Origin of the sequence: Nocardia sp. NPDC057272, from assembly GCF_042668615.1 — a bacterium.
Classification (GTDB): domain Bacteria; phylum Actinomycetota; class Actinomycetes; order Mycobacteriales; family Mycobacteriaceae; genus Nocardia.
In genome coordinates this window covers 15,937-35,637 of the sequence record NZ_JBHUYK010000043.1, presented here as the reverse complement: position 1 = coordinate 35,637, position 19,701 = coordinate 15,937, and the positions used below count along the sequence as shown (strand labels likewise).

At 67.9% G+C, this 19,701-nt stretch carries 19 protein-coding genes and 1 riboswitch; of the genes, 15 read left to right on the top strand and 4 right to left on the bottom strand.

Annotated elements, in window-relative coordinates; translation table 11 throughout:
* Positions 1 to 43 precede the first annotated feature (43 nt).
* Both ACFULV_RS33310 and ACFULV_RS33305 read left to right on the top strand, forming a co-directional pair.
* Positions 44 to 580: a helix-turn-helix domain-containing protein gene (locus ACFULV_RS33310; RefSeq protein ID WP_378663789.1), complete on the top strand. Its 537-nt coding sequence runs from the start codon at positions 44 to 46 to the stop codon at positions 578 to 580.
* On the top strand, positions 580 to 2,022 hold the full coding sequence (locus ACFULV_RS33305; protein WP_378663787.1) for an MFS transporter: 1,443 nt from the start codon (positions 580 to 582) through the stop codon (positions 2,020 to 2,022). The genes ACFULV_RS33310 and ACFULV_RS33305 overlap by 1 nt, the downstream gene beginning before the upstream one ends.
* 22 nt (positions 2,023 to 2,044) lie before the next feature.
* Here ACFULV_RS33305 and ACFULV_RS33300 read toward each other — a convergent pair whose 3' ends face one another.
* Positions 2,045 to 3,013, bottom strand: a complete 969-nt coding sequence (locus tag ACFULV_RS33300; RefSeq protein WP_378663784.1) for a LysR family transcriptional regulator — start codon at positions 3,011 to 3,013, stop codon at positions 2,045 to 2,047.
* A 99-nt stretch (positions 3,014 to 3,112) separates the two neighbouring features.
* On the opposite strand from ACFULV_RS33300, the gene ACFULV_RS33295 reads away from it, so the two are divergent.
* The 4 genes from ACFULV_RS33295 (at position 3,113) to ACFULV_RS33280 (ending at position 7,602) form a co-directional block, all read left to right on the top strand.
* Positions 3,113 to 4,486, top strand: coding sequence for an MFS transporter (locus tag ACFULV_RS33295; protein WP_378663781.1), 1,374 nt, complete (start codon positions 3,113 to 3,115; stop codon positions 4,484 to 4,486).
* Positions 4,483 to 5,229, top strand: coding sequence for a 3-hydroxybutyrate dehydrogenase (locus ACFULV_RS33290; RefSeq protein WP_378663778.1), 747 nt, complete (start codon positions 4,483 to 4,485; stop codon positions 5,227 to 5,229). The genes ACFULV_RS33295 and ACFULV_RS33290 overlap by 4 nt, the downstream gene beginning before the upstream one ends.
* Complete coding sequence (locus tag ACFULV_RS33285; RefSeq protein WP_378663775.1) at positions 5,226 to 7,169, top strand: acetoacetate--CoA ligase; 1,944 nt, start codon at positions 5,226 to 5,228, stop codon at positions 7,167 to 7,169. The genes ACFULV_RS33290 and ACFULV_RS33285 overlap by 4 nt, the downstream gene beginning before the upstream one ends.
* 196 nt (positions 7,170 to 7,365) lie before the next feature.
* Positions 7,366 to 7,602 (top strand): hypothetical protein, encoded by a 237-nt coding sequence (locus tag ACFULV_RS33280; protein WP_378629440.1) that lies wholly within the window; start codon positions 7,366 to 7,368, stop codon positions 7,600 to 7,602.
* A 71-nt stretch (positions 7,603 to 7,673) separates the two neighbouring features.
* Here ACFULV_RS33280 and ACFULV_RS33275 read toward each other — a convergent pair whose 3' ends face one another.
* The gene (locus tag ACFULV_RS33275; RefSeq protein WP_378663772.1) at positions 7,674 to 8,804 is read right to left on the bottom strand and encodes a GDSL-type esterase/lipase family protein; all 1,131 of its coding nucleotides are present in this window, start codon (positions 8,802 to 8,804) and stop codon (positions 7,674 to 7,676) included.
* Positions 8,805 to 8,910: 106 nt separating this feature from the next.
* Between ACFULV_RS33275 and ACFULV_RS33270 the strand changes: the two genes are divergently transcribed.
* Entirely contained in the window at positions 8,911 to 9,390 is a 480-nt protein-coding gene (locus ACFULV_RS33270) for a MarR family winged helix-turn-helix transcriptional regulator (protein WP_378629435.1), read from the top strand.
* 50 nt (positions 9,391 to 9,440) lie between these two features.
* Here the strand turns inward: ACFULV_RS33270 and ACFULV_RS33265 are convergent, their stop codons facing one another.
* Together ACFULV_RS33265 and ACFULV_RS33260 are read right to left on the bottom strand one after the other, a co-directional pair.
* Positions 9,441 to 10,208 (bottom strand): helix-turn-helix domain-containing protein, encoded by a 768-nt coding sequence (locus ACFULV_RS33265; RefSeq protein ID WP_378663770.1) that lies wholly within the window; start codon positions 10,206 to 10,208, stop codon positions 9,441 to 9,443.
* 265 nt (positions 10,209 to 10,473) lie between these two features.
* Positions 10,474 to 10,698: a hypothetical protein gene (locus ACFULV_RS33260; RefSeq protein WP_378663767.1), complete on the bottom strand. Its 225-nt coding sequence runs from the start codon at positions 10,696 to 10,698 to the stop codon at positions 10,474 to 10,476.
* A gap of 191 nt (positions 10,699 to 10,889) precedes the next feature.
* Positions 10,890 to 11,082, top strand: a riboswitch (cobalamin riboswitch).
* A 103-nt stretch (positions 11,083 to 11,185) separates the two neighbouring features.
* Here ACFULV_RS33260 and ACFULV_RS33255 point away from each other — a divergent pair.
* The 8 genes from ACFULV_RS33255 (at position 11,186) to ACFULV_RS33220 (ending at position 19,676) form a co-directional block, all read left to right on the top strand.
* On the top strand, positions 11,186 to 12,148 hold the full coding sequence (locus tag ACFULV_RS33255; protein ID WP_378663764.1) for an ABC transporter substrate-binding protein: 963 nt from the start codon (positions 11,186 to 11,188) through the stop codon (positions 12,146 to 12,148).
* A complete protein-coding gene (locus ACFULV_RS33250) occupies positions 12,145 to 13,143 on the top strand; it encodes a FecCD family ABC transporter permease (RefSeq protein WP_378663763.1) in 999 nt (332 codons plus the stop codon). The genes ACFULV_RS33255 and ACFULV_RS33250 overlap by 4 nt, the downstream gene beginning before the upstream one ends.
* A complete protein-coding gene (locus tag ACFULV_RS33245) occupies positions 13,140 to 14,207 on the top strand; it encodes a FecCD family ABC transporter permease (RefSeq protein WP_378663761.1) in 1,068 nt (355 codons plus the stop codon). The genes ACFULV_RS33250 and ACFULV_RS33245 overlap by 4 nt, the downstream gene beginning before the upstream one ends.
* Positions 14,204 to 14,992, top strand: a complete 789-nt coding sequence (locus ACFULV_RS33240) for an ABC transporter ATP-binding protein (protein WP_378629424.1) — start codon at positions 14,204 to 14,206, stop codon at positions 14,990 to 14,992. The genes ACFULV_RS33245 and ACFULV_RS33240 overlap by 4 nt, the downstream gene beginning before the upstream one ends.
* A complete protein-coding gene (locus ACFULV_RS33235) occupies positions 14,989 to 15,624 on the top strand; it encodes a hypothetical protein (RefSeq protein WP_378663758.1) in 636 nt (211 codons plus the stop codon). Before ACFULV_RS33240 ends, ACFULV_RS33235 begins: the two co-directional genes overlap by 4 nt.
* Positions 15,625 to 15,682: 58 nt before the next feature.
* On the top strand, positions 15,683 to 16,276 hold the full coding sequence (locus ACFULV_RS33230; protein ID WP_378663755.1) for a hypothetical protein: 594 nt from the start codon (positions 15,683 to 15,685) through the stop codon (positions 16,274 to 16,276).
* Between the two features lie 220 nt (positions 16,277 to 16,496).
* A complete protein-coding gene (locus tag ACFULV_RS33225) occupies positions 16,497 to 17,717 on the top strand; it encodes a serine hydrolase domain-containing protein (RefSeq protein WP_378663752.1) in 1,221 nt (406 codons plus the stop codon).
* Between the two features lie 150 nt (positions 17,718 to 17,867).
* Positions 17,868 to 19,676 carry an exonuclease domain-containing protein gene (locus ACFULV_RS33220; protein WP_378663750.1) on the top strand — a complete coding sequence of 603 codons (1,809 nt, stop codon included), beginning with the start codon at positions 17,868 to 17,870 and terminating at the stop codon, positions 19,674 to 19,676.
* The last annotated feature ends 25 nt before the right edge of the window (positions 19,677 to 19,701 follow it).

The following is a 19,701-nucleotide window of genomic DNA, read 5'->3' as shown; positions in this document are numbered from 1 at the left end:
AACCAGCAAGTTCAATTGCTCTGTTCCACGTCGGGAGATATCTATGATGCAACCCCCAGGAGACAGGCTCGATCCGCTTGCCCGCCAGCATGTTCGGCGCGGCGGCACCCGCCCGCCGAACGAACGCGGCGCGGTGATCGGTCTCGAGGCCGAGCCGTGGCTGGAGATCCTGCAGGCACCCGACCGCAACGGGTTGACGGTGACCGAGGTGTGCCGGCGATACAACATTTCGCGCAAGAGCTACTACAGCTATCTCGCGCGTTACCGGGAACACGGCGTGGCGGGATTGGCGCCGCGGTCGCGCCGCCCGAAGAGTTTCCCCGCTCGCACGTCGGCCGACATCGAGGCCGTCGTGGTGCGGGTCCGGCTGGACCGTCCGCAGTGGGGCGCACGCAGAATCCGCGCGCACCTCCAGCGAGCCGGGTCGACTCGTGTCCCGGCTGTGTCGACAGTGCACGCGATTCTGCGCCGCCACGGTCTGGTCGGTACCCGGTCGGACCACGGGGCGCCGAGCGCCGCGATGCCGGAGCAATCGACGACCACACACCGGACACCTAGCTACGCAGGGAGCTACACCTGATGAGCACATCGACTTCCACCCGAGACGACACGGCCGAAGCGCTGTACCCACGGCGCTGGGCCGCGATGGTCGTGCTCGTCCTGGGATTCACCCTGGACCTGCTCAACGTCACCATCGTCAACGTCGGCCTCCCGGCGATCCAGGCCGACCTCGGGGGAACTCCGTCCCAGGTCGGCTGGATCGCGACGGCCTATCTGCTGGCGTTCGCGGCAGCGCTGATCACCGCGGCCCGGTTGGGCGACCTGTGGGGCCGCAAACGGGTGTTCCTCGTCGGTTTGGCGCTGTTCGCTCTCTCCGGAGCCTGGTCGGCACTCGCGAACAGCCCGACCGAACTGATCGCCAGTCGCGCCGCCCAAGGCGCGGCCGCGGCGATCCTGGCCCCGCAAGTTCTGTCCAGCCTGTTCGTCCTGTTCCGTGGACCCGAACGTGCCACTGTCCTGGGCATATTCGGTGTGGTCGCCGGACTCGCGCAGGCCGGCGGGCTGCTGCTGGGTGGCGTACTCGTCACCGCGGACGTCGCCGGTCTCGGTTGGCGCGCGATCTTCTGGATCAGTGTCCCGGCGGCCGTCATCCTGCTCGGCCTCGGCGCCTGGCTGGTCCCGGAGAACCGTGCCGAAGGTGCGCTGCGGCCGCGATGGCTCGCCGCGGTCGGCCTGACCGTCGGATTGGTCGCCATCGTGTTCCCGCTGTTGGAAGGCCGTACCTACGACTGGGCGCCGTGGATCTGGCTGTTGCTGGTGGCGGGCATCGCCGCGGTGGCACTTGTCGCCATCGTCGAGAATCGCGATGCCGTCGGTCGGGCCGGCGCGCTCCTGCCACTGGAGCTGCTCCGCGCGCGGATCAGCAGTGTCGCCCTCGTCGTCCAGCTGGTCGCCTTCGCCGCCTTCAGCGGATTCCTGCTCGTTTTCGTTCTCTGGCTGCAAGAGGGCCAGGGCTACACCGCGCTGCGCGCAGGCGTCGTGACCGTCGCGTTCTCCGTCGGCGGACTGGCGGTCGCCCCGCTGGTGGGACGGCTCACCATGCAGTTCGGCCGCTACGCCGTCGTCGCCGGTACCCTGTTCGGCGCCGTGGGCACCTTGGCGGTGCTGGGCGCGGCGCTGACCGCGACCACGGATGTGAACCCGTGGCTGGTCGCGCCTGGGCTGTTCGTCGTCGGTGTCGGCATCAACCTGGTCCAGCCGCCGTTGACGACCTTGTTCCTGTCGACGGTGCCGACGCGATACGCGGGGTCGGCGTCGGGGATCTGGACCACCGGCCAACAGTTCGGTGGCGCGGTGGGTGTCGCGTCCCTGAGCGCGATCTTCTTCGGGGTCGCCGCCAGTGACGGCTACCGCAGCGCTCTGACGGCGTGTGCCCTGACGATCATCGCGGCGCTGGTGGTGAGTGCGGCGCTGTGCTTCGCGTTGCCTTCGCCGGACCCCGCACCAGAAGCAGCCGGCTGAGACCTGCGGAACGGCAACGTGTCTACTCGGCGCAGTGGTCGCCGAGTAGCTCCGCACGGCGTTCGCGGACCGTAGCTCGCAGTGCCTCGACGACCGCCGCGACTTCGGGGCGCCGCAGGGTTTCGGGCCGGGCGACGAGCCAGTAGGTGAGCTGGACGCGGACCTCGTCGGGCAGGACCCGGACGAGGTCGGCGTGGCGGTCGGCCATGAAGCAGGGGAGTAGCCCGATCCCCGCGGCGGCCCTGGTGGCTTCCACGTGGACGAAGACATTGGTCGAGGAGACGGATCGGCGCAGGGTGGGGGCGAAAGCGAGAGCCAGGTCGAGGTCGTCGACCTGGAGGATGGATTCGATGAAGTAGACCAGTGGGTGGCGGGTGAGTGCGGCGACGGTGGTCGGGACGCCGTGTTCGGCGAGGTAGTCGCGGGAGGCGTAGAGGCGAAGGCAGTAGTCGCCGAGTTCGATCGCTTCGGCGCGGTGAACCTGCGGTTTGCCGACCACCACTTCGATATCGAGGCCGGTTCGCTGTGTGGACGCTCGCCGGGTCGCGGCGATGATGTCGACGGCGACGCCCGGATGTCTGCGCTGCACGCGTACCGCGGACGGTGGCGCGAGGTAGGCGCTGAAACCGTCGGTGGCCGAAATCCGCACCACGCCTTCGAGTGTGCGTTCGCCCGCGCTCGAGCCGAGCGATCGGACGGCGGCCTCGACGGCTTCGGCCGCCGTCAGTGCCTCGCGGCCCAGGTCGGTGAGCTCCCAGCCGCCGGTGACCCGGGTCAGCACCCGTCCGCCCATGGCATGTTCGAGGGCGGCGATGCGACGCGAGATCGTCGTGTGGTTGATGCCGAGCTCGTCGGCGGCGGTGATATAGCGCCCCGACCGGCCGACCGCGAGGAGCACCAGCAAATCATCAGCGCTCGGCCTGCGTCCCGACGTCGACGAAGAATGACTCACATGTGCAGTTTCGCAGATTGCTGCTGCGAAACTGGCCATTGTCATCGAGATGGATCTGCACGAATACTCTCCTCACGGCTTGTGGGCCGCATCACATCGACAGCGTGATGTGACCTGGAACATCGAAGGAGTAGTGCGATGAGCGTGCGGAACGCGATACGACCGACCGGCGACGACCCGGACGAAGCCCCCAGCGGACTGCGGCGGGTCGTGGCCGCCTCGATGGCCGGCACCGTCGTCGAATGGTACGAATTCTTCCTCTACGGAACCGCCGCGACCCTGGTGTTCAGCAAGGTGTTCTTCTCCAAGGACACCAGCGACCTCGACGCGATCCTGGCCGCTTTCGTCACCTACGCCGTCGGTTTCGCGGCGCGCCCGCTCGGCGGCATCGTCTTCGGCTACTTCGGTGACCGATACGGCCGCAAGCAGTTGTTGCAGGTGAGTTTGGTGCTCGTCGGTGCGGCGACCTTCCTGATGGGCTGTCTGCCGACCTTCGCCCAGATCGGCTATTGGGCACCGGCGATGCTGGTGATCCTGCGCTTCGTCCAGGGCTTCGCGATCGGCGGCGAATGGGGCGGCGCGGTGCTGCTGGTGGCCGAGCACAGCCCGAGTCGCAGTCGCGGCTTCTGGTCGAGCTGGCCGCAGGCCGGCGTGCCCGCGGGCAATCTGCTCGCCACGATCGTGCTGCTGGTGCTGACCTCGACCCTGTCGGACGCGGCATTTTTGAGCTGGGGCTGGCGCGTGGCGTTCTGGCTGTCGGCGGTGGTCGTGCTGGTCGGCTACTACGTGCGGACCAAGGTGACCGACGCCCCGATCTTCGTGGCCGCGCAGCAGTCGATGGACCAGGCCAAGGCCGCCTCGTTCAGCCCGTTCGAGGTGCTGCGCAAGTACCCGCGTGGTGTGTTCACCGCGATGGGTCTGCGCTTCGGCGAGAACATCATGTACTACCTGGTCGTCACGTTCTCGATCACCTATCTCAAGGTTCACGTGCATGCCGACACCACGACGATTCTGTGGTGGCTGCTCATCGCCCACGCCGTGCACATGGTGGTGATTCCGGTGGCGGGTCGCCTCGGTGACCGTGTCGGGCGCCGCCCGGTCTACCTGGCGGGCGCGGTCGCCGCGGCCACCTGGGGTTTCTTCGCCTTCCCGATGATGGACAGCGGCAACAGCGTGATCATCCTGTCCGCCATCATCATCGGGCTGGTGTTCCACGGATTCATGTACGCCGGTCAGCCGGCGATCATGGCCGAGATGTTCCCGACCCGGATGCGCTACTCCGGTGTGTCGCTGGGCTACCAGGTCACCTCGATCGTGGCGGGCTCGCTGGCGCCGATCATCGCGGTCAAGCTGCTCGACGAGTTCGGTTCGTCGGTCCCGATCGCCTGGTACCTGGCGTTCGCGGCGGCCGTCACCGTGATCGCGGTGGTGTGTGCGAAGGAGACCCGCGGGATCGACCTGAAATCCGTCGACCTCGCCGATGCCTCCGCCACGAAAGGTGTTGCCGCATGAGCGACCTCACCGGACGTAGGGCACTGGTCACCGGTGGGGCGAGCGGCATCGGCGCCGCGTGTGCGCGGGAGCTGGCCGCGCGCGGCGCCGAGGTCACCGTCGCCGACATCGACGGAGTCGCCGCGAAGGCGGTGGCGCACGACATCGGCGGGCATGCTTGGAGCGTCGATCTGCTCGAGGTCGAGGCGTTGGCCGACTTGCGGCTCGAGACCGACATTCTCGTCAACAACGCGGGGGTGCAAAGCGTGAGCCCCATCGAGGATTTCGCGCCGCACCGGTTCCGCGCCATGCAGACACTGATGGTCGAAGCGCCGTTCCTGCTCATCCGCGCTGCCCTCCCGCACATGTACGCGCGGGGTTTCGGCCGGATCGTGAACATCTCCTCGGTGCACGGGATCCGCGCCTCCCAGTTCAAGGTCGCGTATGTGACGGCCAAACACGGGCTGGAGGGGTTGTCGAAGGTGACCGCGCTCGAAGGCGGCCCGCACGGGGTCACCAGCAACTGCGTCAACCCCGGATATGTGCGAACACCCCTGGTGGACAAGCAGATCACCGAGCAGGCGGCCGCGCACGGGATCCCGGAGCAGGAGGTGCTCGAGCGGGTGCTGCTCACCGAGAGCGCGATCAAACGGCTGATCGAGCCGCAGGAGGTCGCGGCGCTGGTCGGTTGGCTCGCCTCCGACACCGCGGGCATGGTCACCGGCTCGTCCTACGTCATGGACGGAGGGTGGAGCGCCCGATGACCGCAGTGGCAGCGGCACCGCAGTGGGTGCCGGACGACAACGACATCGCCAGTGCCCGGATCACCGACTTCGCGCGGTTCGTCGCCGAGCGGCACACCGTCGCGGTGCCCGACTACCACGCGTTGTGGCAGTGGTCGGTCGACGATCTGGACGGATTCTGGGGTTCGGTGTGGGACTACTTCGAACTCGGCGAGCGCCCCGGTGCTGTGCTGGCCTCCGCGGAAATGCCAGGGGCGCGATGGTTTCCCGAGGTTCGGCTGAACTATGTCGACCAGGTGATCCGGCAGGCCCGCACCGATCGTCCCGCGATCGTGTCGGTGACGGAGGACGGGTCGGTCAGCGAGTTGTCGTGGGAGGACCTGCTGAATCAGGTGGCGGCGTTCGCACAGACGCTGCGTGGCTTCGGTGTTCGGTCAGGAGATCGGGTCGCGGGTTACCTGCCGAACATCCCCGAGGCGGTGATCGCCTTCCTGGCGACCGCGAGCATCGGCGCGGTGTGGAGTGCGTGCGGACAGGACTACTCGGCGAAGGCGGCGCTGGACCGGCTCGGGCAGCTCGAGCCGGTGGTGCTGGTGACATGCGCGGGTTACCGCTACGCGGGCAAGCAACACCGGCGATCCGACGAGATCACCGAACTGCGCGCCGGTCTGCCGACGGTGGTGGCGACGATCGTGGTGTCGCCCGAGCACCTTTCGGGCACGCTGAACTGGGCGGATGTCACCGCTGGAGGTGATCGATCCACGCTCTCGACGGCCGAGGTGGGTTTCGATCATCCGCTGTGGGTGCTGTACTCGTCGGGTACGACAGGTCTGCCCAAAGGTATCGTCCACGGTCACGGCGGGGTGCTCCTCGAGCACCTGAAAGCGATGGCGCTGCAGTCGGACCTCGGTGCCGACGACACGTTCCTCTGGTACACCAGCCCGAGCTGGATGATGTGGAACTTCCAGGTCGCCGGTCTCCTGGTCGGCGCGAGCATCGTCTGCTACGCCGGTAGTCCGAGCTATCCGTCCCCGGACGCGTTGTGGGACATCGCTGCTCGGGTGGGCGCGACAGTTCTCGGCACCAGTCCCGGCTACGTGCTGGCCTGCGCGAAGGCAGGTGTGGTGCCGCGGCGCGAACACGACCTGACGGCCCTGCGTCTGATCGGTGTCACCGGGGCCGCGCTTCCCCCGTCGTCGTCGATCTGGTTGCGCGACAGCATCGGCGCGCACATCCCGGTCGCGTCGATCAGCGGCGGCACCGACGTGGTCTCCGCCTTCGCGGGCGGCGCGCGAACCGTCCCGGTCCGGCCCGGCGAGCTGTCCGCGCCCTACCTGGGTGTGGCCCTCGAAGCCTGGGACGAACAGGGCAACCCGGTGCACGGCGACGTCGGCGAACTCGTCATCACCGAGCCGATGCCCTCCATGCCCGTCGGCTTCTGGAACGACCCGGACGGAACTCGGTACCACGCAGCCTATTTCGACACCTTTCCCGGTGTGTGGCGCCACGGCGACTGGATCACCCGTACCGAGCACGGCAGCGTCATCGTCCACGGCCGCTCCGATTCCACCCTCAACCGCCACGGCATCCGCATGGGCAGCGCCGATATCTATCAAGCAGTGGAACAGCTCCCGGAAATCGCCGACTCACTGGTCATCGGCGCGGAGCAACACGATGGCGGCTACTGGATGCCCCTGTTCGTCGTTCTCGCCGAGGGTGCCACCCTCACCGACGACCTGATCGCCCGGATCCGTGCGGTCATCCGAACCCGGACGTCGCCGCGCCATGTCCCGGACGACATCATCACCGCCCCCGGCATCCCCCGAACCCGCACCGGCAAGAAGCTGGAAGTCCCCATCAAGAAGCTCCTCCAGGGGGCCGATCCCACGACCGTCGTGGATCTCAGCGCCGTCGACGACCCCGCACTACTCGTTTGGTACGCCCGGTTCGCCCGAACATAGCTTCCTGGCGACGAACGCGGAAGCCGTGGTGTCGATCGGGCCGCGACGGCACGATCTACACAATATTCGCCGGGCAGAACGCTTGTTGTGGACGCTTGGTCATGTTGTAATCCAGATGTTTGCTGATGACTGTCGGCGGCGCTGGTTGCTTGTGTCCGGGCGACCGCCGAGACCGTTCGGAAGGTTGGGGGCCGAGATGGCGCGACGCACGGAAAACGGGTCGGAGGCGATCGCAAGGGATGCCGGCGATCTGCCCGCGGTCGAGATCGCGGACAGTCCGCTGACCTCCGACCGGGTCGAACGGCTGAGTTCGGCGGCCCGTCATCGGATCGCGGCCTTCGTGCACACCACCCTCGCCGATCTGGACGAGCTACCCGAACCCTGGGTCCCACCCATCGAGGTGACCCTGCGGTTGACAGACCGCGAGCACTAGGCACCGATTGCCGAACAGCACGCTCGCACCGAAGCGGACACGGTCCGAGCGTGCTGATCTCGATCGCGGCGTCAGCGGAACAGGGCGGTGAGATCGACGGTGGCTGCCATCGCCGCAGCGCCCGCGTCGTTGAGATGCATGCCGTCGCCGCTGTCGAACTCGGGGCGGATGTAGTCGCGACGCTGCGGGTCGGCCACGGCGCGATCGACGTCGAAGATCGAGTCGAAGACGTCGGTGGTGCGCAGCCAGTCATTGACGGCGTGACGAGTCGGCTGGGTTTCCAGCAGGGGCATGCCGGGGTAGACGCAGCCGGCGTAGGGGCCGATGGTGGCGGCGTGGATGCGCAGTCCGGCGGCGTGGGCGCGCTCGGCCAGGTCGGTGAAACCGGCGATCAATTCCTCGGTGGTCGCGGAGGGCTGGCCGCCCATCGCACCGAGGATGAGGTCGTTGATCCCGAAATTGATCAGGATGTCGGTGACACCGGGGACCTGCAACGCGTCGGAGTCGAATCGACCCGAACCGGATTCGCCGATCTGCTCGGCCGTGAGGCGGTTGCCGGAGATCCCGTTGTTGACCACCCAGCCCCGAGTGAGACGGGCGTTGAGAGCATCGACCGAGCGGCGATTGGCGCTCTGTGTCGTACCGAAGCCCTCGAACCAGGAGTCGCCGAACGCGACGGCGATCGGTGGCGGGTCGGTGACCAGGACGTCGATCCCGGTGATGAAGAAGCGGAACGGAACCTCTTGCGCACCACTGAGTTCCACGTCCGCGGTGTGGTCGCCGGTGACGATGTAGGCGATGTCGCCGGGCTGGTGGGAGAAGGTGGCAAGGCCGGTCGGTGCCGGGACGTACAGACTGAGCAACAGGTCTTCGCCCGCGGCGACCGGCAAGGCGACCGGATCGCTCACGAGCTCGGCCCCCGCGTCGATGGTGACCTGTGCGGCGCCGCCGAACGTGATCTCGCGATCGGCGATGATCGCCGACCCGGTCTTGCGCGCTGCGATGCGCGCGGCGCCGATCCGCAGCGGCGCGAGACCGTAGCGGTTGGTCAGCCGCACGCGTACCGCGTCGCCGCCACCCGCCATGCGTACGACGTGGCGCACAGTTTCGTCGGCGAACTCCCGTGACTCGGCGAGCTTGATCTGTCCCTTCGGGTCGATGACACCGGTCCGGAACCCGGCGACCCACATGTTGTGCTGCATGATTTCTCCGATATTTGCTGTGCGGAATAATGCCTACGCATAGGTTTACGGGAAGGTATTCCTCGTGTCAACTATCCGCATAGCAAGTATCGGCTAAGCTGGTCTCATGTCCGTCCACGAGCTGTTCGACGACCCCCGCTTCACCATCTCCGGCTTGCTCTTCGAGGCGCACAGCGGTCTGATCGCCAAGCTCGAGCCGACCTGGAAAGCACACGGCCTTTCCGGTCTGGACCTCAATGCCCTGCTGAGACTGAGTCGCTCCCCGAATCGCCGCCTGCGGATGTCGGATCTCGCCACCCAAACCGAGCTCTCGACCAGCGGCGTCACCCGTGTTGTCGACCGCCTGGCCGCCGCGGGACTGATAGAACGCCAGCTCGACCCGACCGACCGCCGCAGTGCCTACGCGGCCTTGACCGACGCCGGCATCCGCCGCCTCGAACAGGTCCTTCCCGACTACCTGGCCGCCCTAGAGCAATGGCTCACCGGCCTGCTGACCCCCACTCAACTCGACGGCTTGATCACCGGCCTGCGCGTGATCCGCGATGCCACGAACCCGGCGGCTACCGCTGTGTCCGACCAGTCGTGAGGCTGTCCCACTGTCCGCATGGCGAGCCGGGTAGCTGATCGGCCCAGCTGTCAGGGTGCAGGCGTGGTGTCGAGGTCGAATCGGAACCCCGAGCGCAGGGCCGCCGTGGCCGACATCCCGAACATGCGGTGGAAGGTTTCGCTGAAATGGGAGGGTGTGGCGAACCCCGCGTCCGTCGCCGATCGGGTCAGATCGTGGCCGGCGGCGACGTTGCGCATCGCGTGCAGGACGCGGGCCCACTGCTGGTATCGGCGGAAAGTGGTCCCGTACTGCTGGACGAACAATCGCAGGAAGTGCGAGGTGGACAGGCCGAGATTCGCGGCGATCGGTTCGGCCCGGAACGCCCGATCCGGGTGTTGTCGGATCGCGGCCGCGACGCGCTCGATGCGCGGATCGATCTCGGCAAGGGGACCGGCGCCGGCCAGCGCCACGATTCGACCCGGGTCCGTGTCCGGTAGACGGCACTGCTCGACCAGCTCGCGCTCGCGAAGGTGGTCGAATCCGTAGGGGCCCTCGGTGGTCGCCATCTGTCCTTCGATGGCCGAGGCATGCGACCACAGGAGCAGGATCGGTTTATCGAGGGTGTTCACCCGGTGCACCGCGCGAGCCGGGGCGTACGCGCTACGAGTGAGGATCTCACCGTGGGTGGCGGTCTCGAGGACGAACGGCCCGTCGAGCCCGACGCTGAGTACCGCGACAGAGGTGGAATGCAGGTCGACGCCGAGTTCGGGCCCGATATACCCGGCATGACCCGGCCGGATCCAGACCACCGGTGACCGCGCCGGACCACGCGGTTTCGCAGGCGCACTGTCGGTCACACCTGCCAGCGTATCGGTGCGCCGCCCGCAACCGCGCCGGCTGATGTCGCCCAGCATCGATGGCCGGACAGGAGCTGGTGAAAAGCAGGCGGGTCGGCTTCAGGGGAGTGAATGGTACCGGTTATACGGTGCCGACCCGCCTGCAATCCATTCGTCACCGGCAGTGGCACGGATGGGGTTCGTGAGCTGGATAGCCAAGTCCCGCAGCGCAACTCGTAGCAACGGGCACCGCAGGCCCGGCGGGCACCGGGTCTGCGGTGGGGGTTCAGGGCAGGGGGACCCAGGTGCCGAAGAACCAGAAACCGTGCTGCGGCGCGTCGTTTCGGTGATGCTCCGGCTGTTGCTGCGGCCGGTGCTCCTGACTCTGCTCGGGCCGCTGCTGGTCGTGCCCACCCGGATCCGCGCTCGCCACGCTCGCTGTCGCGCCGAGCACCCCGAGTGCCAGCGTGCCCGCCACCGCGGTCTTGGCCAGTGTCGATTTCATCCTCATGCGCGTTCCTCCTGATCTTCGATCTCACCGCCGAGATCGTCGGCCGGCCGAAGTGCTCGGCCGATAGCTGAATCTTCGCGGCGCAACCGTCGAGCCCGGTGGGACCCGGCTGGGAGTCGGCTGTGGATCGGATCCGGAGCCCGCGCTCGAGCACAGGCCCCGGCGCCGACCCCTCGCTGAGGCCGACGTTGCTACAGTTCACCAGCCGTGGTGTTCGGGAAACCGGTGTAGAACCGGTGCGGCCCTCGCCACTGTGATCGGGAGTTGTGAATCGATTCGGACGACGTCTGTCATCCGGAGCCACTGGGGTCCTGCCCTGGGAAGGTGGATTCACCGCGCACTATCCCGTCAGCCAGGAGACCGGCCACGGCTACGCAGTACCCCATTCCACGAGGACCTGGAAGGCCGACTCTTGACCCGCTCTGTTTTCGCGCGCCTACGTTCCGGCGCGTTGCTCGCCTGCACGATTGTTGTGACCGGTTGTGGTGTGCAACCCCTCTCCGACGCGGGCGGCGCAGCTGCCGTCACCCGCGTGAACTGTGGGATCGACGTCGCCGTCGACGGCCCACCGCAGCGGATCTACGCGGCGTATCAGCCCTCGATCGAGATCGCGCACGCGCTCGGTGTCACCGATCGGCTGGTGAGGACAGCATTCCTGGACTCCGCCGTGCTCGCGGAATATGCCGGCGCGCAGGCACGCTCGCCATACGTCGAGAAGCTGCCCAGTCGCGACGAACTACTCGCCCAGCGACCGGACTTCGTCATGTCGGGTTTCAACGGGGTGTTCGCGTCCTCGGCGCAGAACAGCGTCGGTACCAGGGCAAGCCTGCACGAATTGGGTGTGCGCACCTGGGTGCTGAGTCCGCTGTGCCCGAGCGCCGACGGGCTCGCCGATGAGGCGATCGACCCCGATACCGTGCGCTTCGACAACGTGTACGCCGACCTGCGCGACCTCGGTGCCCTGTGGGGCACCTCCGAGCGCGCCGAAGACGTTGTCACGCAGCTGAGTTCACGCATCGACGCGGTCCGGGCCAAGGTCGGCAACGCCGGGAAGCCGCGGGTCGCGGTCGTCACCCCCAAAGACGACGGCTCCTACACCGTGGCAGGCGGCATCGACTTCATCACCCAGATCATCGAGGCTGCCGGTGGCGTGAATGCCTTCGCCGATCTCACCACGAAACGCAACGTGCCCGTCGGCGCGGAAGAGCTCATCGCCCGTGACCCCGACGTCATCCTGACCAGCCTGTGCTGCAAAGCGACCTACACGCGCGCCGACGGTCAGCCCCAGGTCGACAAGATCGTCGCAAACCCGGCGTTCGCGAATCTGGCGGCCGTGCGGAATGCGACTGTGCACCCGTTCCTGTTCGCCGACCGGGCGGCAGGGGTGCGGATCGCGCACTCGACCGAACTGGTCGCCGCCCTGATCCATCCCGAGCTGTTCCGGCGGTGACGCGCACCGCGCGCGGCGCCGGTCCGATCGTGGCCGGTGCCGTGCTGGTTGCTGTCTGCGTCGCGTCCATCCTGATCGGCTCGCACCCGCTCACCCTCGACCAGGCCGTGGTCGCGTTCACCGATTTCCAGGGGACCGACACCGACCGGGTCGTGCGCTACATCAGGCTGCCCAGAACTGTCGCGGGACTCCTCGCCGGTGTCGCGTTGGCGCTGGCGGGCGCGGTGATGCAGGGGCTCACCCGCAACCCGCTGGCCGGGCCCGGCCTGCTCGGCGTCAACGCCGGTGCGTCCCTGGCGATCGTGATCGCGATGGGTGCGTTCGGCCTCACGGCGACAGGCGGATTCATCTGGTTCGGCTTCCTCGGTGCCGCGGTCGCCGCGGCGTTCGTCTACACGCTGGGATCGTTGGGATTCGGTGGCGCGACACCGGTGAAACTGGCGCTCGCGGGCGCTGCTTGCACCGCGCTGTGTGGGTCGATCACCACGGCGATCACCCTGCTGGACCGCACCCTGTTCGACAACTTCCGTTTCTGGGTGGTCGGCTCGCTGGCTCGTGCCGACATCGAATCCGTGTGGCAAACAGCACCGTTCATCGCTGTCGGGTTGTTGCTGGCGGTAGTGGTGGCCCGGCCGTTGAACGCCGTCGCCATCGGTGACGACATGGCGCGCACGCTCGGCACGCGGCTGGTCGCGACGCGCGCGACCGGTGCGTTGAGCGTGGTGCTGCTCGCGGGCTCGGCGGTGGCCATCGCCGGACCGATCGCCTTCATCGGTCTGGTGATCCCGCACATCGCCCGATTCTTCGCCGGACACGACTACCGGTGGATCCTGCTCTGGTGTGCACTGCTGGGCCCGACGCTGCTGTTGGTGGCCGACATCCTCGGACGGATGCTGGCGCGGCCACAGGAAATCCAGGTCGGCATCATCACCGCCTTCGCGGGCTCGCCGTTCCTTCTCTATCTCGTGCGCAATCGAAAGGTGGCCACACTGTGACGGGCACCGAGCGCGGCGTACTGCCCAGCGGGACGTTGCTGCTGCGAACACCCGACCGGCGCATCGTCTTTCGCGTCGGGAAACGGGCCACGGTCGTCACCGTGCTGGTAACGGCGACCGCGCTGGCGGTGGCGGCGTGGTCACTCACGATCGGCTACTACCCGCTCACGGTCGCTGACGTGGTGCGGGTCCTCGGTGGCGGTGGCACGCTCATCGAGTACGACGTGGTGGTGGCCGATCGGTTGCCGCGCGTGCTCACCGGGCTGAGTGTCGGCGCGGCCTTCGCGATCTCGGGGGCGATCCTGCAACGAATCGCGACCAACCCGCTGGTGAGTCCCGAGATCATCGGGATCAACGCGGGTGCCTCCCTGGGCGCGTTGGTGGTGAGTGTGTTGCTCGGTGGCGCCGGGCTGGGGCTGGTCGGCGGCGCGATGATCGGTGCCGGGGTGGCCATGGCGCTGATCGTGGCCGTGGCCACCAAGGACGGGCTCGACGGCTATCGACTCGTGCTCGTCGGTATCGGTGTCACAGCGATGCTGTCCTCGGCTATCGCGTTCATCTTGACCATCGCCGACAACTACCAGGCGCACACGGCCGCCATGTGGCTCACCGGCAGCTTGGCCAACCGTGAGTGGACCCACGTCGGGTTCGCCGCGGCGGCGCTGGTGGTGATCGTGCCGCCGCTGATCGTTCTCGCTCGCTCGTTGCCGCTGCTGGAAATGGGCGACGAACTGGCGAATTCGCTGGCCGGGCGGCGCGGCCCACACCGCATCACGCTGATCGTCGTCGCGGCCACCGCCGCGACCCTGGCGACGGCCGCGGCCGGGCCGATCAGTTTTGTCGCCCTGGTGGCGCCGCAGATCGCGCGACGGCTGCTGGCCGAACGCGGTGCGGGGCTCGCGCCCGCGGCCGCCACCGGGGCATTGCTGGTGGTCGCCGCCGACCTGGCCGCCCGGCGGCTGTTCCCGGCGGAACTACCTGTCGGGGTGGTGACCGCCATCCTCGGCGCTCCCGTTCTCGTCTACCTCCTCGCCCGTGCAACCCGGATCGGACACGCTGGATGACCGCACACCTGACCACCGAGGGACTCACCCTCGGCTACGGCGACACCGCGATCGTCACCGACGCCACCGTCGACTTCCCGACCGGTGCGATCACTGTCATCGTCGGCCGCAACGGCTGCGGCAAATCGACCCTGCTGCGGGGACTGGCCCGGCTGATCGCGCCCACGGCGGGCGCGGTCCTGCTCGACGGCGCCGATATCGCACCGCAGCCCGCGCGCACGGTCGCCCGTCGGCTCGGTATGTTGCCGCAACAGCCCGTCGCCCCCGACAGCATCACCGTGGGCGAACTCGTCGGCCGTGGCCGTCATCCGCACCAACGCTGGTTTCGTCAGTGGTCGGCGCAGGACGGCGAGGCCGTGCGAAAAGCGCTGGTGGCCACCGACACTCTCGAGCTGATCGACCGATCGGTGGATCAACTCTCGGGCGGGCAGAAGCAACGGGTGTGGATCGCGCTCGCGCTGGCGCAGGACCCCGAGGTGATGCTGCTCGACGAACCGACGACCTTTCTCGACCTGGCACACCAACTCGACGTGCTCGACGTCCTGCGAAATCTGTTGCCGCGCACGATCATCGTCGTCCTGCACGACCTCAACCTCGCCGCCCGCTACGCCGACCATCTCGTCGCCGTGCAGGACGGCCGGGTGGTCGCTCAGGGTCCACCCGCCGAGATCGTGCGCCCCGAGCTGGTATCGGAAGTCTTCGGTATCGACTGCACGGTGATCGAGGACCCGATGACGGGCACACCGCTGGTGATTCCGGCCCCGCGAACGGTGCGCACAGCATGACGCGCCGGTATGTCCTCATCGCCCGGCCGACTCCGTCAGGTGTCGACCTGCCGTCTGTCCGAGCTCTGGCCGAGGCCTGCGGGGTCGGCTACGCGCTACTCGACCAGGAGGAGCCGACCATCCACACCGCCCTGGATACCGCCGCCCGCGACCGATCGCCGGTCACACTGATCCCGCTGGCCGTGCCACGCGACCGCTACCTCGAGACCTGGATCGCGCGAGCGGTAGCGAACTGGAAGGAAACGCGCGGGAGCGAACTCGACGTGCGCATCACCGACGGCATCGACACCGCCGCCGGATTCGCCGATGTGGTGCGTTCCAGGATGTCCGAGGACGGTGCACCGGTGACGGCGAGCCCGCGGGCCTTCCGCAGTCCGGCCTGGTCCGAAATCCCGGACCACACCTCCCATATCCTGGTGTGCCGAGGCCCCCGCTGCACCGTGTACGGCGCGGGCGAGCTGCACCGGACACTGCGCCGCGACCACCCCGACGCCCTGATCACCGCGACCGGCTGCCTCAACCCGTGCAATCTGGGCCCGCTCTACATCACCTACCCGGACGGCGAATGGCATACCGACGGCATCCGCGGGGGTGACTCCGTCGGCGCTGCGCACGATAGCCTGACGGAATGATCGAGGACGAACCGACCACGATCCACCCGGACCGGGCCGCGCGGCGGTCGGCCTTCGCATGCTGATCGAGAAGCAGCGCTGGGCCGGGATCCGCAGCGGGGCGGTGACGGTGCTGTTTCGCCGGTGGCGTCACCGGCAGGCCACCGAGGGCAAGGTCTACCGCACCGGCGCGGGGCGCATCGCCGTCGACCAGCTGTCGACGGTCACCGCCGATCAGATCAGCATCGAGGACGCGCGCGCCGCCGGATACGACGCACCCGCCGAGGTGATCGCCGATCTCCGTGGCGCGCCGGAGGACCCGATCTATCTGCTCCGGATCCGCTGTCTCACCGACGAAGATCCGCGCGACGCGCTGGCCGCCGACGACCGGATCGACGATGCCGCGGCCTTGGCCGCCCGCCTCGCCCGCATGGACCGGACCGATGCCGAGGGCCCGTGGACCCACGACACGCTCCGAATCATCCAGCGGCGCCCAGCCACCCGGGCTCCCGACCTGGCCGAGGAACTCGGGCGTGACCCGCACCGCTTCAAACTCAACGTACGCAAGCTGAAAAACCTCGGCCTGACCATCAGCCTGGGCACCGGCTACCGGATCTCACCCCGCGGCGCGGCCTTGCTGGCAGCCCTGGATTCGGCGCAGCCCGGGGAGTGAACGCGGCGAGTGAACCTCGGCGCCTTGCCTATCAGGCGGGCGGCGCCCGCGGTCGACGCCGAGGTCGGGGCCCGAAATACCCGGCATGACCCGGCCGGATCCAGACCACCGGCTACCGTGCCGGACCACACGATTTCGAAAGCGCCCCATCGGTCACACCTGACACGGTAACGGTGCGCCGCTTCGAACCACAGCGGCCGACCACGAGAGGACAGAAATCGTGAAGATCCCACTGACAATGCTGGTAGGCGTCGCCGTCCTGACCGTCAGCGCATGCGCGATGCGGCCGGCGGCCGGCGAAACAGACACTGCGCAACCAGGTTCCGGACTCGATCCGGCTGCGCTGCAATCCGCGCTGGATGCGGTCCGCGACGCGGGAATGACCGGTGTGTACATGGAGGTACGTGACGGCGACCGGGTGTGGAGTGGCACGGCGGGGGTCGCCGACGTCGCCTCCGGCGAACCCATCGGCCCGGACATGGTCCACCGAGTAGGCAGCATCACCAAGACGTTCATCGCGGCCGCGATCATGCAGCAGGTCGAGCAGGGGCGGATCGGGCTCGACACACCGATCGGAGACTACCTGCCGCACTTGGTCCCTGGTGAGCGCGGCGCGCAGATCACAGTCCGGATGCTGCTCAACAACACCAGCGGTCTGGCCGAGCACCTGCCGTACTCATTTCCTTCCCTCGCAGCCTTTTTCGGCGGGACGCAGCTCTCATCGGAGAGCTTGGACAAGCATCGGTTCACCCAGTTCGACCCGGTCGAGTTGATCGGAATGGGTGTCAGCGCGCCGCCCGCCACCCGGGCGCCCGGAGCGACCCCCGGCGTGTACTCCAACACCAACTACTTCCTGCTGGGCGAACTGCTGGAGCAGGTGACCGGAACTGCATTCGAGACCTATGTCGCCGAGAAGGTGATCAGACGCGCCGGGCTCGAGCACACCGCGTTTCCGGACGGGCCGACCCTGTCGGTTCCGCACCCGCGAATGTACGAGCGGCTGTTCGGAATGATCGATCCGCCGCGCGACTACAGCGTCTACAACATGTCGTGGGCGATGCCCGGCGCCGGACTCGTCTCGACCATGGCGGACCTGAATCGCTTCTACCGCATGCTGTTCGGTGGGCACATCGTCAGCCGCGAGTCGTTGGCGCAGATGCAGCGTACGGTGCCCGTCATCGCACTGGACGGTACGCGGATCGAGTACGGTCTCGGCCTGCACCGGGTACGGACTCCCGGCGGCGAAACATTCTGGGGCCACGACGGCAGTGTCTTCGGTGCCCAAGCACTATCTCTGACCAGCGCCGACGGCACCCGCCAGATGTCGGTCGCGACAAACCTCGTGCGGTGGAACGAGATCGGCCCCGACGGAAAGCCGAAGCCACACCCCATCGACGACGCCCTCGCCACCCTCTACCAAACCGCGATGGGCGGCGAGTGATCCTTCGGCGGTGCTATGTGCCCCCGGCAGTCGTCGGCCTGGATCAAGTGCCCCGACTCGGTGCCGAAGTCTCGCACCGCAACTCGCGCGTCACTGAGCGTCGAGTGCAACGTTCCGGGCCCGGCGAACGATGCGATGCTCATGCAGGGGATGACGCAGGTCGATGAGCAGCAGCAAACAGCCGGGTTCGGTGCGTTCACCGTGGTGGATGTCGAGACCTCCGGGCTACGGCCGCACCAGCATCGGGTGCTGTCTGTCGCGGCGGTGACGCTGGACGGCACCGGCCGGGTGACGCGAGAGTTCCACAGCCTGATCGACCCGGGTTGCGATCCGGGTCCCGTGCACATCCACGGGCTCACTGCCGCGGTGCTGCAGGGCTCGCCCGAGTTCGGTCAGGTGCGCGACCAACTGACGGCCATGCTGGACGGCCGGGTGATGGTGGCGCACAACGCGCTGTTCGACTACGGGTTCCTGCTGCAGGAGTTCGCCCGGGCCGGGGGAGCCCTGCCGGTGCAGCGCCGGCTGTGCACGTTGGCACTGGCCCGCCGCATCGCGCTGCCGACACCTGACTACAGGTTGGGCACGCTGGCGACGTATTACGGTGTGCCGCAGCAGAAGGCGCACGATGCGCTCGACGACACCCGTGTTCTCGCGAATGTTCTTCGAGCGTTGGTCGCCGACGCGGCCCATCTCGGTATCGCACCCCCTTTGCTCGACTGCACACCTGATTCGGCCAGGCCGACGCAGTCCAGGTGGCCGGTCGAACGTCGCGGCCCGAAGCAGCCGTGTGACTTCGCCTATCCCGGGAAGCTGGCGGTGGCCGGCCGCCTGCGCCAGGGGATGAAGGTAGCGCTGACCGGGGAGACCCGGATCGAACGCGAAGAGCTCGTCGCCCGTGCCGAGGCTGCGGGGCTCGACGTCACGAGCACGGTGAGCAACCGAACCAGTGTGCTGGTCACCAACAATGCCCATGCGGAAACGGGCAAGGCGCGCAAGGCGTTCGAGTTCGGAACGCCGGTGATCGATGAGGCTCGGTTCGCCGCGCTGCTCGAGTCGGTAGAACCGGGGCACCGGAAAGGGACGGCGGTACCCGATGTTGCGGCGCCACGTCGGTCGACACCATCCGCACGGGCGATATCGGGTCCGCTGGCCGGTCGGCGGATTCTGGTTCTGGGCGGAACCCACGGCGAGGCTGCGGCGGCGCGCTCGCGGATCGTCGAGCTCGGTGGTTCGGCCGCGGTCAATCTTTCCGCGACAGTGACAGATCTGCTCCTTCTCGCAGGTGGGGAATCCGACCGGCGCGCGCGAAAGGCCGACGAACTCGCACTGGCGGTCCACGGGCCAGACCTGCTCGAGCAGGGTGCGATCGCGCCCGCGGCTATCCCTGCGGCATCGACCGCACCTGGTCGTGCTGAAATCCGGCCCGCGGAGCCGACGGTGCTGTCGCGAGGTCAGGTGATCGACGTGCCGATCGCCGAGGGCGGCAATACGTGGACTCTGCGGGCAACGTGGAGCCAGCTCAGTGCGCCGACCGTGGATCTCGTCGCGTTCCTGCTCGGCAGCGATGAGCGAGTCGAGGACTCCGACGACTTCCTGTTCTACAACCAGCCAGAATCGCAGGGCGCCAAGCTTTCCGAGGATGGGCCGAACGAGCAGTCGATCACCCTGGTCCTCGATGACCTGCCCGAGCACTGCACTCGCATCGTCCTCGCCGCTTCGCTCGACGGCGCCGGTCTCACCTTCGGCGACGTCGGCGCCATCGAGCTGGATTTCGCCGCAGGCACGGAATCGAGCACCGCGATACGTGCCACGCTCGATGCCGCAACCGTGGAACGCACCCTGCTGCTCGCCGAGTTGTATCTGCGCGGTGAAGATTGGCGGCTGCGCGCGGTTGGCCAGGGCTACGAGACCGATCTCGCCGAACTGGCCAGGCGGTACGGGGTCGACGTCGACGAATGAAGCCGCACGAGGTGGCGGCCGGTCG